General features: G+C 74.3%; 15 protein-coding genes. 4 read left to right on the top strand and 11 right to left on the bottom strand.

The features are described 5' to 3' along the window. Positions 1-345 precede the first annotated feature (345 nt). Positions 346-2,001 (top strand): glycosyltransferase family 39 protein, encoded by a 1,656-nt coding sequence (locus C8054_RS25335; protein ID WP_107161065.1) that lies wholly within the window; start codon positions 346-348, stop codon positions 1,999-2,001. Positions 2,002-2,017: 16 nt separating this feature from the next. On the opposite strand, the gene C8054_RS25340 is transcribed toward C8054_RS25335, so the two are convergent. Together C8054_RS25340 and C8054_RS25345 are read right to left on the bottom strand one after the other, a co-directional pair. Further along, positions 2,018-3,580: a PAS domain-containing sensor histidine kinase gene (locus C8054_RS25340; protein WP_107160988.1), complete on the bottom strand. Its 1,563-nt coding sequence runs from the start codon at positions 3,578-3,580 to the stop codon at positions 2,018-2,020. A 24-nt stretch (positions 3,581-3,604) separates the two neighbouring features. After that, entirely contained in the window at positions 3,605-4,633 is a 1,029-nt protein-coding gene (locus C8054_RS25345; RefSeq protein WP_107160990.1) for an SIS domain-containing protein, read from the bottom strand. 183 nt (positions 4,634-4,816) lie between these two features. Between C8054_RS25345 and C8054_RS25350 the strand changes: the two genes are divergently transcribed. Then, a complete protein-coding gene (locus C8054_RS25350) occupies positions 4,817-6,430 on the top strand; it encodes a tetratricopeptide repeat protein (protein WP_107160992.1) in 1,614 nt (537 codons plus the stop codon). Positions 6,431-6,474: 44 nt separating this feature from the next. Here C8054_RS25350 and C8054_RS25355 read toward each other — a convergent pair whose 3' ends face one another. Continuing rightward, positions 6,475-8,064, bottom strand: a complete 1,590-nt coding sequence (locus C8054_RS25355) for an MDR family MFS transporter (protein WP_107160995.1) — start codon at positions 8,062-8,064, stop codon at positions 6,475-6,477. A gap of 119 nt (positions 8,065-8,183) precedes the next feature. On the opposite strand from C8054_RS25355, the gene C8054_RS25360 reads away from it, so the two are divergent. Further along, positions 8,184-8,753, top strand: coding sequence for a TetR/AcrR family transcriptional regulator (locus tag C8054_RS25360; RefSeq protein ID WP_107160997.1), 570 nt, complete (start codon positions 8,184-8,186; stop codon positions 8,751-8,753). A 16-nt stretch (positions 8,754-8,769) separates the two neighbouring features. Here C8054_RS25360 and C8054_RS25365 read toward each other — a convergent pair whose 3' ends face one another. From C8054_RS25365 to C8054_RS25395, 8 genes are all read right to left on the bottom strand, one after another. After that, a complete protein-coding gene (locus C8054_RS25365) occupies positions 8,770-9,309 on the bottom strand; it encodes a GNAT family N-acetyltransferase (protein WP_107160999.1) in 540 nt (179 codons plus the stop codon). Then, positions 9,306-9,521, bottom strand: coding sequence for a biotin/lipoyl-binding carrier protein (locus C8054_RS25370; protein WP_091068708.1), 216 nt, complete (start codon positions 9,519-9,521; stop codon positions 9,306-9,308). Before C8054_RS25370 ends, C8054_RS25365 begins: the two co-directional genes overlap by 4 nt. Before the next feature lie 58 nt (positions 9,522-9,579). Continuing rightward, positions 9,580-9,816, bottom strand: a complete 237-nt coding sequence (locus C8054_RS32375; RefSeq protein ID WP_199199915.1) for a hypothetical protein — start codon at positions 9,814-9,816, stop codon at positions 9,580-9,582. Between the two features lie 120 nt (positions 9,817-9,936). Further along, positions 9,937-10,224 carry a mycothiol system anti-sigma-R factor gene (gene rsrA / locus C8054_RS25375; protein WP_107161067.1) on the bottom strand — a complete coding sequence of 96 codons (288 nt, stop codon included), beginning with the start codon at positions 10,222-10,224 and terminating at the stop codon, positions 9,937-9,939. Positions 10,225-10,226: 2 nt separating this feature from the next. Further along, positions 10,227-11,033, bottom strand: a complete 807-nt coding sequence (locus C8054_RS25380) for a sigma-70 family RNA polymerase sigma factor (protein WP_107161001.1) — start codon at positions 11,031-11,033, stop codon at positions 10,227-10,229. A gap of 342 nt (positions 11,034-11,375) precedes the next feature. Then, on the bottom strand, positions 11,376-11,990 hold the full coding sequence (locus C8054_RS25385; protein ID WP_107161003.1) for an alpha/beta family hydrolase: 615 nt from the start codon (positions 11,988-11,990) through the stop codon (positions 11,376-11,378). 136 nt (positions 11,991-12,126) lie between these two features. Beyond that, positions 12,127-12,519 (bottom strand): WhiB family transcriptional regulator, encoded by a 393-nt coding sequence (locus C8054_RS25390; RefSeq protein WP_107161005.1) that lies wholly within the window; start codon positions 12,517-12,519, stop codon positions 12,127-12,129. A 211-nt stretch (positions 12,520-12,730) separates the two neighbouring features. Next, positions 12,731-13,438, bottom strand: coding sequence for an SOS response-associated peptidase (locus C8054_RS25395; RefSeq protein WP_107161007.1), 708 nt, complete (start codon positions 13,436-13,438; stop codon positions 12,731-12,733). A 102-nt stretch (positions 13,439-13,540) separates the two neighbouring features. On the opposite strand from C8054_RS25395, the gene aroA reads away from it, so the two are divergent. Then, on the top strand, positions 13,541-14,842 hold the full coding sequence (aroA, locus tag C8054_RS25400; RefSeq protein ID WP_107161009.1) for a 3-phosphoshikimate 1-carboxyvinyltransferase: 1,302 nt from the start codon (positions 13,541-13,543) through the stop codon (positions 14,840-14,842). Positions 14,843-14,990: the final 148 nt, after the last annotated feature.

Below are 14,990 nucleotides of genomic sequence, written 5' to 3' on the forward strand. Positions count from 1 at the left end.
CGGCGGTCATGTGCCTCATGCTGCCACACCGCCGGACCACCGGCTAGCGGCCGCCCCGCCGATCCCACATCACGGACGTCCCACCTCGATCGACGACCGTCCACCCCTCACCCCCCGTGACCAGCATCACTTCCCTCACCCGTTCTCCACCCCACCCCAACCCACCCCCGCGCCACCCCCAGGGCCCCCTCCCCCGGTCGATCATGAAGTTGGCGGCGACAAAAGGGACGGCGGACGCGGCCAACCTCATGATCGACGAGCCGGGAGGCCTCGGTGGGGGCCCGAGCCGGGGGGAATTGGTGGAGCGGGTCGGCGGGGGTGGGCGGGCGTGTGACGCTGCGGAGTGTGAGCGCGTTCACCGAATCTGCGCCGGGTCGGGGTCGGGCCGGTCGGCCGGTGTGGGCGGTCCCCGGGCTGGTCACGCTGGCGATCACGCTGGTCGGGCTCGGGCACGCGCAGCCCTGGCGGGACGAGTTGGCCACCTGGAGCGCCGCGACCCGCCCGCTGCCGGACCTGGCCCGGCTGACCCGCACCATCGACGCCGCCACCGGACCGTACTACCTGCTCATGCACGGGTGGACCACGCTGGCCGGCACCTCCCCCACGGCGCTGCGGCTGCCCTCCGCGCTCGCCATGGCGGCCGCCGCCGCGCTGACCGCCCGGCTCGGCGCGCGCCTGGCCGGCGACCGGGCCGGGCTCCTGGCCGGGCTGCTGTTCGCCGTCCTGCCCGCCACCTCGCGCTACGGCCAGGAGGCCCGCCCGTACGCGCTCGCCACGCTGCTCGCCGTGCTCGCCACGCTGCTGCTGGTCGACGCGTTGCGCCGGCCGTCCCGGCGGCGCTGGGCCGGGTACGCGGTCGCGGTCGCCGCCCTCGGCCTGCTCCACCTGGTCGCGCTCACGGTGCTCGCCGCGCATGCCGTGGCGGTGCTGCTGACCGCCGCCCGCGGCCCGACCGCCGCCGGCCTCGACCCGACCGACCAGCCCCGACCCGACGTCCTCGACGCGCCCCCGCCCGGCGACCCGGGGGCGGCAGCGGTGCACCTGGCCGGCGGGGCGGCACCGGCGTCCGGCCGGCGGGTGCTCGCGTGGTGGCTGCTGGCGCTGCTACCGGCCGGCGCGCTCGTCACCCCGCTGGCCTCGACCGCCCGGGGCCAGCGCGGCCGGCAGCTCGACTGGGTCGATCCGGCCCGCCTGCCGGACCTGGCGTCGTTGCCGGGCGGGCTGGCGCAGAGCGGCGTGGTGGGCGGGTTCCTGCTGGGACTCGCCGCCCTCGGGACGGTTCGGCTCGGTCGGCGGGCGCTGTTGCCCGGAGCGGCGGCGCTGCTGCCGGTTCTGCTGCTCTTCACCGCCGGCACGCTGATCCCGCTCTGGGTGACCCGCTACCTGCTCTTCATCGTGCCGTTCGGCTGTCTGCTGGCCGGGGCCGCGCTGGCCGCGGCGACGCCGGAGGGCACCCGATCGGCCGTGGCGGGACCACTCGAATCAGCGCCGCCCGGCACAGCACCGCGCGGAACGAGGCCGGGCGGGACCGGGCTCGGGGCGGCGCTGGCCGTGATCGTCCTGGCCGGGCTGCTCGGGCTGCCCGATCAGGCGGCGTTGCGGCGTACCCACGAGTGGCCCCGCAGCGCTCCGGTCGACTACGCGGGCGCGGCCGGGATCGTCGCCGCCGGTGAACGACCGGGCGACGCGATCGTGTACTCCCCCCGGGACGGCTGGCTCTTCCCGGATCTGGGCCTGGCGTACCACCTGGGGTCCCGGCTGCCCCGCGACGTGCTGGTGGTCCGCGACCAGCGGGCGGACGCGAGCCTCTGGGCCACCGAGTGCGGCGACCCGGCGCGGTGCCTGGCCGGCGTGGACCGGGTCTGGCTGGTGGTCACCGGGCGCCGGGCGGATCCGCTGGCGGCGGTGCCCGGCGCGAAGGGCGAGGCGCTGCGGGACGGCTTCACGGTCCGCCAGGTCTGGCCCCGCCCGGGGCTCACGGTGGCGTTGCTCACCCGGTGAGGCGGGCGGGCGGGCGTCAGGGCGGTCCCGCCCGGCCGGTGAGACGGTCGGTGGTGCCGCGGGCCAGCGGGACGACGAGCGCCGCCTCGGTGCCACCGGCGGTGCCGTTGCGCAGCTCGATGGTGCCGCGCAGCTCGCCGGTGACGAGCGCCCGGACGATCTGGAGCCCCAGGTTGCCGCCGCGCTCGGCGTCGAACTGCTCGGGCAGGCCGCGACCGTTGTCGGTGACCGAGACGTGGAGCTGCTTGCGGTGCCGGTGCACCGAGACCACCACCTCGGGTCGCGGCGCGTCCGCCGGGGCTGGGGCGACCTCCTCGTCGGCCGGCGGGAAGCCGTGTTCCACGGCGTTGAGGAGCAGCTCGTTGAGCACCATCACCAGCGACGTGGCGATCTCGGCGGGCAGGACGCCGAAGCTGCCCCTGCGACGCATGCCGACGGTCACCTCGGTGGCGGCCACCTCGGTCGCGGCGCTGGCCACCCGGTCCACGATGCCGTCGAACTCGACCGCCTCGTCGCTGGACATGGAGAGCGTCTCGTGCACCAGCGCGATCGAGGCGACCCGGCGTACCGATTCCTCCAGCGCGACGCGGGCCTCCGGCATGGCGACCCGGCGGGCCTGGAGGCGCAGCAGCGCGGCGACGGTCTGGAGGTTGTTCTTCACCCGGTGGTGGATCTCCCGGATGGTGGCGTCCTTGGTGATCAGGGCGCGGTCCCGGCGGCGTACCTCGGTGATGTCGCGGACCAGCACCAACGCGCCGATCGGCACACCGGCGGGCATCAGCGGCAGTGCCCGGGTGAGCATGGTGGCGCCCCGCGCGTCGATCTCGCGGCGCGGCGGGGCCTCGCCGCGCAGCGCGGCGAGCACCGCGTTGCCGGCGTCGGTGCCCTCCAGGGGGTCGCCGGCGAGGCGGCGGTGCAGCTTGGCCAGGTCCTCCCCGACCAGGTGGGAGGCGAAGCCCAGCCGGCGGTACGCGGACTGCGCGTTCGGGCTGGCGTAGGTGACCTTGCCGTTGGCGTCGAGCCGCACCAGCCCGTCGCCGACCCGGGGTGCGGAGGTGGTCTCGCCCGGGTGCCGGGGCGGCGGGAACGTGCCGTCGGCGATCATCTGGGCCAGGTCGTCGGCGGTGGTCAGGTAGTTGAGTTCGAGCTGGCTCGGGGTACGCGCGGTGGAGAGGTTGGTGTCCCGCCCGACCACGGCGACCACCTCGCCGCCCTCCCCGTCGCCGGTGCGCAGCCGCACCGGGATGGCCTCGTGCCGGGCCGGCACGTCGCCGTACCAGACCGGGTCGCCCTCCCGCCAGATCCGGCCCTGCCGGTGGGCCACCTCCAGGTGCGCCACCTCGGGCCCGCCGACGATGCGGCCGACCTGGTCGTCGAGGTAGGCGGTCGGGGCGGTGGTGGGGCGCACCTGGGCCACGCAGAGGAACGTGCCGTCGCCGTCCACCGGCACCCAGAGCAGCAGGTCGGCGAAGGAGAGGTCGGACAGCAACTGCCAGTCGCCGGCGATCCGGTGGAGGTGGTCGATGTCGGCCGGCCGGAGCGTGGTGTGCTCCTCGGCGAGGTCACGGAGGGTGGACACGCCCCACAGCGTGCCACGCCCGGCTCACATCGTGGTCGTGACCTTCTTCAACCCACGCGGCGCGTCCGGGTCCTCGCCGCGGGTCAGCGCCAGCGCCAGCGCGAGCCGTTGCAGCGGCAGGATATCGAGCAGCGGCGCGTACCGCTCGTCGACCTCGGGGACCGCCATCCGGGTCTCCCCGACGTCGGCGGAGCCGACCACCACCACGTCGGCCCGGCGTTCGCCGAGGCGGGGCAGCACCTCCCGCATCGACGTGCCGCCGGGGCCGGAGCCGACCACGGCGAGCACCGGCACGTCCGGGTCGGTCATGGCGAGCGGGCCGTGCAGCAGGTCGGCGCCGGAGAAGGCGAGCGCCGGCAGGTACGACGTCTCCATCAGTTTGAGCGCCGCCTCCCGGGCGGTCGGGTACGCGTAGCCCCGGCCGGTGGTGACGAGCTGGGCGGCGAACCGGTAGCGCGGGGCGAGCCGGGCCGGGGTGTCGTCGGCGAGCGTGCGGGCGGCCAGTTCGGGCAGGCGGGCCAGCGCGGCCCGCTCGTCGGCGGGCAGCACGCCGTCGCCGGCGCGTACGCCCTCGACGAGCATGAGCAGCGCGAGCAGCTCGGCGGTGTAGGTCTTGGTGGCGGCGACCGCCCGCTCGTGGCCGGCGGCCACGTCGACGCTCAGCTCGGCGGTCTCCACCAGCGGCGAGTCGGGGTTGTTGGTGACGGCCAGGGTGAGCGCGCCGGAGGCGCGGGCCACCCGGAGCACCTCGGCGAGGTCGGGCGAGCCGCCGCTCTGGCTGACGCCGACGACGAGCGCGTCGGACAGGTCGGGGCGGGCGCCGAAGACGGTGATCGCGCTGGGCGAGGCGAGCCCGGCGGGCAGGCCGAGGCGGATCTCGGTGAGGTACGCCGCGTAGAGCGCCGCGTGGTCGGAGGTGCCCCGGGCGGTGAAGACCACGTGCCGGGGTCGTCGCTCGGCGACGGCCGCCGCGACCCGGGCGATGGCGTCCGCGTGCTCGGCGGTGAGCAGGCGCTCGTAGCCGGCCGGCTGCTCGTCGATGTCGGCGGCCATGCCGGCCCCTGGACGTGTCACCCCGCACCCCCTTCTGCGCGATTGCCGCGCGTTCGGTGCTCAGTCTTGCACGTTTGCGCCGCAGAAGGCAAAGCAATGAGCAGTAGTGCGCAGTGGATCACCACTTGTCGACAAGATCCCCTAGGCTTGCCCGGCTGACCGACCCGCCGGCGAGAGGACGACGTGCCCGAGGACGACGCCGCGCTCTCCGCGGAGGAGGAACTCGCGCTGGCCCGGCTGGCGCTGGGCGAGGGCGACCTCCGGCACGCCGCCGACCACGTGGCCGCCGCGCTGGTGCGCTCCCCCACGCTGCCCGAGGCGCACGAGACGCTCGCCCGGCTCGCCGCGGCCAGCGGCGGCGACCTGGATCTCTTCCCGCTCGGCCAACACGCCTTCGTCGGCGCCGTGGTGGCCCGGGCGCACCTGCTCGCCGCCGCCGGCCGCCCCGCCGAGGGGCTCGACCTGCTGGCCGCCGCCACCGGCTACGCACCCGGCGCGCCGTGGGCCGCCGTGCCCTGGGTGACCGCCGCCGACCTACCGGAACGGCTCGACCCGGAACGCGCCGCCCGGATCCTCATGCAGGTCTGCGCCGCCGCGCCCGACCCGGTCCCGCGCCGGCTGCGCGAGCCGCTCCAGCCGTACCTCACGCTGGCCCGCAACGCGATCACCGTGCATCCGGACCACCCGCTGCTGCTGGGCGCGGCGTCCGCGCTGGCCCGGCGGCTCGGCGAGGTCGCCCTCGCGGTCACCTGGGCCACCCGGGGGGTACGCGCGAAGCCCACCAAACTCGGCGAGGTGTGGCTCGGGTACGCGTACCGCAGCGCCGGCCGGACCGCCGACGCGCTGGCCGCGCTGGAACGTGCTGTCGCGCTCGACCCGGACGACCTGGCGGTCTACGCCGACATCGCCGGCACGTTGGCCGACCACGGCCGGCTCGACGCGGCGCTGAACTGGGTCGACCGGGCGCTGGCCAAGGACCCGACGTTCGACTGCGCCGTGCACACCGCGTACCGGCTGCGTTTCCTGCGCGACGGGAACGTGGACCACCTGGTGGCGCTCGCCGACTTCGTCCGCGACCACCCGGACGACACGCACGAGCACGGCGACCTCGCCGAGTGCTGCCGCGGACGGCCCTGGCTCGGCCAGGTGACCCCGGCCGCCGCCGACCAGCCGCCCGCGCCGGACGACGTCACGCGCCCGTCGGCCGACGCGGTGCTGCGGCTCCAGCAGGTGGCGCACCCGGCGTGGCCGCATCCTCCGGCCGCGTACGACGCCGCGGTCGGACTGGCCACGCTGGACCTGACCGAACTGCTCGGTCTGCTGGCGTACCCGCCGGACGCGCCGCCGACCGCGCTGGGCCGGGTGCTCGGCGGTCAGGACCCGGCGCTCTGGGCCCGGTGCGCGCAGGTCTGGGCGTGCCTCGGCCTGCTGCACCACCGCACCGACGAGCCGTGGGCGGAGTCGACCCGCCGCCGGGTGCTGCGGGACCTGGCCGGGGGCGAGCCGGGTGCGGTGCCCGAGGCGGCGCTGTTCGCCCTGATCACCGCCGCCTGGGTCGACCCCGCCGTACGCGCCGACGTGGCCGCGCTGGTGACCGGGCGGCTCGCCGAGGTGGCGGCCGGCCGGGTCCGTCGCACCCCGGCGGCGGTGTCGCTGGCGCATCTGGCGCGGGCCACCCCGGCCCTCGACGCGCCCGCCCGCGCGACGGCCGACGCACTGGTCGCCGCCGCCGACGCCGGCCCGCTGCGCCGGCTGTGGCGACGCGTCACCGGCCTGTTCCGCCGCGGGCGGCGTTAGGAGGGGCCCCGGCACCTCGCCTGGCGTCAACCGGGGCCCCTTTCTTACACCGGGGCCTTGCCGAGTGCGATCTCGGCCTCGTCCTCGGGGGTCGCGCCGGCCGGCGGGGCGTCGTTCGTCGCGCGCAGCGGCACCTCCTTGATGAACCAGGCGAGCACCGGGACCGCCACGGTGATGAAGACGGCCCAGAGGAACACGTGCGAGATGGCATCGGAGAGCGCGCCGAGCACCAGTTCCCGGGCCGGGCCGGTGAGCTTCTTCAGCGCCTCCAGGTCCATCGCGCCGCCCTCACCGCCGCCGCCACCGGCGAAGGCCGGACCGGCGGCCGAGTCGGCCAGCCGGTTGGCGAAGACGGCGCCGAAGAGCGAGACGCCGAACGAGCCGCCGATGGACCGGAAGAACGTGGCGGCGCCGCTCGCCGCGCCCAGGTCCTTCTGCTCGACGCTGTTCTGGGCGATCAGCATCGAGGTCTGCATCAGGAAACCCATGCCGACGCCGAGCACGACCATGTAGAGCGAGGACTGGGCCTTGCTGGTGTCCAGCTCGAGCAGGCTGAGCAGGCCCATGCCGACGGCCATCACCACGCCCCCGACGATCGGGAAGGCGCGGTAGCGGCCGGTCTTCGTGATCATGCGGCCGACCACCAGCGAGACCACCAGCATGCCGAACATCAGCGGGAGCAGCAGCAGGCCGCTGTTGGTGGCCGAGGCGCCCTGCACGGTCTGCTGGTAGAGCGGCAGGAAGTTCATCGCGCCGAACATCGCGAAGCCGAGCAGGAAGCCGATCACCGAGATGAGCGCGAAGTTGCGGTTGGCGAACAGGCCCAGCGGCAGGATCGGCTCGGGCACCCGCCGTTCCACCAGCGCGAACGCGACCAGCGCGACCACCGCCAGCGCGGCCAGCCCGAGGATCTGCGGCGAGGCCCAGTCGTACTCGTTGCCGCCCCAGGTGGTGACCAGCACGATCGCGGTGATGCCGACGGAGAGCAGCGCCGCGCCCAGCCAGTCGATCTTGTGCTCGGTGCGGTACTTCGGCAGGTGCATGGTGGTCGCGAGCAGCAGCAGCGCCACGCCGCCCAGCGGCAGGTTGACGTAGAACGCCCAGCGCCAGGAGAGGTTGTCGGTGATGAAGCCGCCGACCAGCGGGCCGGCCACCATGGCGATGGCCATGATGCCGGCGATCATGCCCTGGTAGCGGCCCCGCTCACGCGGCGGGACCAGGTCCCCGATGATCGCCATGACGCCGACCATCAGGCCGCCCGCGCCGAGGCCCTGGACCGCCCGGAACGCGATCAGCTCCATCATCCCGCTGTCGGTGCCGCCGAAGACGCCGGAGCCGGACATGCCGCACAGCGCGGAGCCGATCAGGAAGACGACCACCGCGGTGAGGAAGACCGCCTTGCGGCCGTAGAGGTCACCGAGCTTGCCCCAGATCGGGGTGGAGACCGTGGTGCCCAGCACGTACGCGGTGACCACCCAGGTGAAGTGGTCGGCGCCGCCGAACTCGAACACGATGCGCGGCAGCGCGGTGCTCACGATCATGTTGTCGAGCATCGCGAGCATCATCGCGATCATCAGGCCGAACAGGACGACGCGGACATTGGGTTTCGCGATGCCCGGGGCTGGTTGACTCATCGGTAGGCTCCCCCGCAGATCGGTGATCGACTTACTTGCCGCCCGGCTAGTTAACTTACTAGCCGCACGGTAAGCTGACTACGGGACGAACGTCAAGCGGATGGGAAGGTGTCGGTCGGGTGAGCGAGAGCACAGGCGGCACGCGGCAACGAATCCAGGCCGTCGCACTGGAGCTCTTCACCGAGCAGGGTTACGAGAAGACCTCGCTGCGGGAGATCGCCGAGCGGCTCAACGTGACCAAGGCCGCGCTCTACTACCACTTCAAGAGCAAGGACGAGATCGTCACCAGCTTCGTCGACGACCGGCTGCGCCGGATGGACGAGCTGATCGCCTGGGCCGCGGAACAGCCCGCCACGCTGGCGACCCGACGCGCGCTCATCGCCCAGTACGCCGACGCCATGTTCGCCGGCGAACTGCCCAAGGTGATGCGGTTCTTCGAACAGAACCAGACCGTGCTCAAGAGCCTCGCCGCCGGTCAGCAGATGCGTGACCGGATGATGCGGCTGGCCGGCGAGCTGAGCCGCGGCGACGACTCGCCGGCCGCCCAGCTACGCGCCGCGCTCACCCTGTTCGCGGTGCACAGCAGCTGGTTCGCGGTACGCGCACCGGGCGTCACCGACGAGGAACGCAAGAAGATCGCCCTCGAGGTGGCCGACGAACTGCTCGCGAAGATCGGCGACGAGCGCTGACGCGCCGCCGCGGCGGTCACGGCGCGTCGGTGCGGGCGCGGCGGTCGGCGGAGGTGGTCAGCACCCGACGCAGGCCGAGCAGCTCGATCCCGGGCTGCGGGGCCCAGTCCTTCTCCGGTGCGCGGACGAAGCCGAACCGGTCGTAGAGGCGCCACGCGGTCGCCGCCATGCCGGCACGTACGCAGATCACCACCGCCGAGCAGCCCAGCTCGGCGGCGCGCGCCACGCACGCCTCGACCAGCGCCACGCCGGCGCCCCGGCCCTGCGCGGCCGGATCCACCGCGAGCATCCGGAACTCCGCCTCACCGGGCCCGGCGAGTTCCGCGTACGGGCTGCCCGACAGCACGAACGTCACCGCGCCGAGCACCACGCCGGTGCCCCCGTCCACGGCCACCAGCACCTCACCGGTGGCCGCCCGGCCGGCCACGTCGGCGAGCACCGGCGCGTACCCGGTCTCGCCCTTGAGCTGGCCGTCCGCCTCGTACGCGGCCACCGTCAGGCGGGCCACCGCCGGGAAGTTCGCCGGCTCGGCGCGGCGGACGAGCGGGCGGGTCAACCGATCACCGCGATCAGGTCGCCGTCCTGCACCACGTCGCCCTCGTTGACCGCCAACTGCTGCACCACGCCGTCGGACTCGGCCACCACCGGGATCTCCATCTTCATCGACTCCAGGATCACCAGCGTGTCGCCCTCGGACACGGTGTCCCCGGCCGACGCGACGACCTTCCAGACGTTCGCCACCATCTCGGCGCGGATCTCCTCGGCCATCTTCCGGCCCTCCCTCTCCCCGATAGTCCTGCGAACGGTCATCCAATCATGACGCCGGTCACGTCGAATCTCTGACCACCGGCGCTCCGACTCGCCCCACCCCGTCCCGGGCGCGGTCGGCGGCACTAGCATCGTCCGGGTCGGCACCCGGGGTGGCCCGGGGACCGTACGCGACCTCCGCCGCGCTCGCCCGCGGCCGGACCGTGACCAGCACTAGGAGGCAGAGCATGGCGAAGAAGGCCCGGAAGAAGAAGGCCCGGAAGAAGAGCGGCGCCAACCACGGCAAGCGTCCCAACTCCTGATCACCCGATCAGCGCGAGGGCCGCATCGGCCCTGAACCGGCCCGTGGGCCGGACACACCGGTGGCCCGGGTCCGTGCGGACCCGGGCCACCGGCGTGTGGTCGGTCGTGCTCGTCAGTCGGCCAGCTCGCGGGACTCCGTGGTCTCGAAGACCACCAGCTCGGTCAGCCGCAGCCGCAGCCGCTCACGCAGCTTCTCCGGTGCGGCCTCGTTGCCGCAGCAGCGGGCGACAAGCGCCTTGACCTCCTGCTCGATGCCGTACTCGCGCAGGCACGGCCCGCACTCCTCGAGGTGGTGCCGGATCAGCGTCCGGCGCTCCTCGGCACACTCCAGGTCGAGGTAGAGGTAGACCTCGGCGAGCACCTCGTGGCAGTCCGTCTCGTGCGGTTGTCCACAGCTCACGGTCACACCTCCCGGCCGGCGGCAGCGGTCGAACCCTTCGACGGCGACGCGCTGAATCCGCGCTCCGCCGCGTATCGCTCGAGCAGCTTCCGCAGATTGCGCCGGCCACGGTGCAGGCGGGACATCACGGTGCCGATCGGCGTGCCCATGATGTCGGCGACCTCCTTGTAGGAGAAGCCCTCGACGTCGGTCAGGTAGACCGCCAGGCGGAACTCCTCCGGCAACTGCTGGAGGGCCTCCTTGACGTCGCTGTCCGGCAGCCGGTCGAGCGCCTCGGTCTCGGCCGAGCGCAGACCACTGGACGTGTGCGACTCCGCCTCGGCGAGCTGCCAGTCGGTGATCTCGTCGGTCGGCGCCTGCACGGGCTGGCGCTGCCGCTTCCGGTAGGAGTTGATGTAGGTGTTGGTCAGGATCCGGTACAACCAGGCCTTCAGGTTCGTGCCCTGCTCAAACTGGTGGAAGGCCGCGTACGCCTTCAGGTACGTCTCCTGGACCAGATCCTCGGCATCCGCCGGGTTGCGGGTCATCCGCAGCCCGGCAGCGTAGAGCTGGTCGACGAAGGGCATCGCGTCCCGCTCGAAGCGGGCCCTCCGCTCGTCCGTCTTCTCGGTGGTCAACCGCACATCCCCTCGCCTCGGATGCTTTCCCGCCGAGGATACGCGTACCCGCCTGGCGGCAGATTCACTTCCCGAGTGTGTGCCGGTGCTCACGGCCGACACCGATGCGGGCCACTCCGGCGCGTCGAGCAGCCGCCTGAGCTGCCGTTCGTCCCGTTCGTCCCGCTCCCGGCTCCGTGTCTCGATCGGCACCGGTCACCCCCCTCACGCTGGCGATGTCTTCCAAAGGGCTCAACGCGACCCACCGCCCCCGACATTCCACCGCCGTCCCGCCGGTGCGGTGATCATGAAGTTGACCTGGCGATTCGTCCGTCACGCGCACGCCAACGTGATGATCGACGCGACGGGGCCGGGGGTGGGGGTGGGGGTGGGGGTGAGTGGGGGTTCGCCGTTCCTGGTCCCAGCCTCGGCCGCGACCGGGAGCTGGGACCAGGAAGGGCCTGGGAGATGGCCCCGGGGCCACCCGGGTCGGGCGGCCGGCGCCACCCGGTGCAACGATCACCGCCGGACCGGGTCACGCGCCACGGCCGGCGCTCAGGACAGCCAACCCCGGACGGTGAGCCAGTCCCGGACCACCGCGGCCGTGCCGGCCGGGTCGATCCGCAGATCGTGCCGCTCCCCCGGCCGGATCACCACCTCGACCCCGGGCCCCGGAGCGGGTACGCCGAACGGGTCCCGGTCGCCGTTGACCACAAGCGTCGGCAGGCCGGTGCCCAGCTCGGCGGCCCGTGACCGGTCCGGCCGGCCGGGCGGGTGCAGCGGGAACGCCAACGCCACCACGCCCACCGCCCCGACGGCGCGGGCGGTCCGGCAGGCCACCCGGGCGCCGCTGGACCGACCACCCACCGCCCAGCGGCCGGCTTCCGGCAGTCGCCGGCGCAGCTCGGTCAGCACGGCGGTCCAGGCCTCGTCGAGGTGCCCGGCCGGCGCCGGCGCGCGCCGGCCGGCGACCCGGTACGGCTGGGTGACCAGGACCACGCCCGCTCCGGCGGCACGGACCGCGTCGCGGACCGCCACCAGATCGGGCGCGTCGACGTCACCGCCCGCGCCGTGGCCCAGCACCAGCACGGTGCCGCCGGCCGTGACCGGCGGGTCGAGCCGGATCCGGGCCGGCCCCCGGGGCGTGTCGATCTCGTCGTCGTGCGGCACCGGCCCATTCTGCGCACACCGGTCCGCCCGGCGGGAGCCGGACGGGCCCCACACCAGTTTCAGGCGCTCGCGCCGGGCGCCGCGCACGTGCCGTCGCCCGCGTTCCGGAGGACCGGAGCGCGGGCGACGGTCGGCGTCAGCTCAACGGCACCAGCGTGAGCAGGCGGTCCCGGACCGGCGGCCCGGGTTCGTCGGCCGCGTCCGGATCCGGCTGCACCTCGCTGCGCCAGGCGACCAGCATGGCTCGTCGCTCACGCGGCGTGGTGCCGCCCCAGACGCCGTGGCAGTCGCCCACCTCCAACGCCCAGGCCAGGCAGGAGCCCTGGACGTCGCAGGTGCGGCAGAGCGCGACTGCCGCATCGGCTGGTTCGTTCGGCGCCGGAAAGAACGTCTCCGGATCGACGCTCTGGCAGGTGCCTCTGGTGCGCCACGCCTCATCCTGTCGTCGCTCGCGCAAGGCCCGCAGCAGTCGCGGATCACGCCGCGCGGCGGCCACCTCGTGCGGGCGGGGCATGCGTGCCCGTGTCAATACACCCACCTCCCCCGTGGGACCGGCGAAGATCTTTCAGAGATCGATGACTGCCATTCGCCCCGTGCGAACAGACACCCATCACCGGCGCTGTGTTCTATCGCATTCGTACACGCGGGGACAAGGGTCTTCAGTAAACATGACTAAACGGCCGGGCGACGTTTCAGGCGCAACCCCGGCAAATCAGCACTCGACAATGTGCTGGATGTGGTCAGAACAGCGTCGGCTCGGCGCCCGCCTCCGCACCCTCCGGAACGACCCGGGCGATCAGCTCGGGACCGTCGTTGCGGACGTCGCCGACGGCCGGGGAGACCGGACGGATCTCCAACCCGGCGAGCTGCCCGGCGTCGGGCGGGACGAGCAACGCGGCCGGCTGGTCGGTCGGGCCGAGCCAGGCCGCCCAGCGCTCCCGGGGCAGCAGCAGCGGCATCCGGTCGTGCACCTCGGCCAGCTCGCCGAGCGCCGCGGTGGTCAGCACGCTGAACGTGAGCCGGGCCGCACCGGCCGACTCCCACACCGACCAGATGCCGGCGAGGGCCAGCACCGAGCCGTCCCGCGGGGTCATGAAGTAGGGCTGCCGGCCGCCGTCGGGACGGCGGACCCACTCGTACCACCCGTCGGCCGGCACCAGGCAGCGGCGGCGGGCGAAGGACGGCGCGTACGCCCGGCTGGTGGCGATCGTCTCGGCCCGCGCGTTGATCATGCGGGCGGCGCCGGACGCGTTGCGGGACCAGGACGGGAGCAGACCCCACCGGCCCAGCGAGAGCAGCCGGTGCCCCTCCGGCGCGAGCCGGACCAACGGCGCCCGATCGGTCGGGGCGACGTTGTAGTCGGGCCCGACCTCGCCGGTCGAGTCGACGGACTCGAACAGCGCGCTCAGGTCGCCCGCGCTCCGGGTCGTCGCGTACCTCCCGCACATGGCGCCCACGCTAGCCCCACCCGGCCGTTCCGGCTGTCCCGCCCAACGGGAGCGGGCCCGCGGGCCGGTCCCACCGGGCCGCCGGCTTGGCAGAATGTGAGCGTGGGGAATCTGACCGCTACGCGTCCGCCGCAGCCATGGACCGCGCCGACCGCGAGCGACCCGGTCGCCGCGACGCTGCGCCTGCCCGGCTCCAAGTCGATGACCGCCCGGGCGTTGGTGCTCGCGGCGCTGGCCAGCGGGCCGTCGACGCTCGACCGGCCGCTGCGCGCCCGGGACACCGAACTGATGGCCGGCGGCCTGCGCGCGCTGGGCGCCCACATGTCGATCTCCGACGACGACCGCTGGCTGGTCCGGCCGCACCAGCCGGTCGGTCCGGCGCACGTCGACGTCGGCCTGGCCGGCACCGTGATGCGCTTCCTGCCTCCGGTGGCCGGGCTGGCCGCCGGACGGGTCACGTTCGACGGCGACCCGCACGCCCGCACCCGCCCGCTCGGGCCGCTGATCGACGCGCTGCGCGCGCTCGGCGTCCGCGTCGACGCCCCGCCGACCGGCAGCCTGCCGCTCGTCGTCCTGGGCGCCGGCCGGGTGACCGGTGGCGAGGTGGTCATCGACGCCTCCGCGTCCAGTCAGCTGGTCTCCGGGCTGCTGCTGGCCGCGCCCCGCTTCGACCGGGGCGTGGTGGTCCGGCACCAGGGCCCGCCGGTGCCGTCCGCGCCACACGTGCGGATGACCGTGCAGATGCTGCGTGCCGCCGGGGCCGCCGTGGACGACACCACTCCCGACGTCTGGGTGGTCGAACCGGGCCCGCTCACCGGGCGCGGCTGGGAGATCGAGCCGGACCTCTCCGGCGCCGCGCCGTTCTTCGCCGCCGCGCTGGTCACCGGTGGCGAGGTCACCCTCCAGGGCTGGCCGCGCAGCAGCCTCCAACCGGTCGAGCGGCTGCGCGCGCTGCTGCAGCGGATGGGCGCCGAGGTGACGCTGGGCACCGGCGGGCTCACCGTGCGGGGCACCGGCACGGTGCGTGGGCTCAACGCCGACCTCTCCGACGTCGGCGAGCTGACCCCGGTGCTGACCGCGCTCACCCTGCTGGCCGACGGCCCGTCCCGACTGACCGGGATCAGCCACATCCGGGGCCACGAGACCGACCGGGTCACCGCGCTGGCGACGGAGTTCACCGCGCTCGGCGCCGACATCACCGAGACCCGCGACGGGCTGGAGATCCGGCCCCGCCCGCTGCGCGGCGGGACCTTCCGGACGTACGCCGACCACCGGATGGCGCACGCCGCGGCGGTGGCCGGGCTGGCCGTCCCCGGCATCGAGGTCGACGACGTGACGTGCACCTCGAAGACCATGCCAGAGTTCCCGGCACTATGGTCGGGGATGGTGACCGGCAAGAACTGACAGTGGGGGGACGCCCTGGCGACCAAGCGGCGGGAGTACGACGAGGACGACGTGCGGGTGCGCCCCGGCCGGTCGTCCCGCCCGCGCACCCGCACCCGGCCCCGGCACGCCGACGCGGTCGACGGGTTCGTGATCGCGGTCGACCGGG

Origin of the sequence: Micromonospora sp. RP3T (assembly GCF_003027925.1) — a bacterium.
Classification (GTDB): Bacteria; Actinomycetota; Actinomycetes; order Mycobacteriales; family Micromonosporaceae; genus Micromonospora.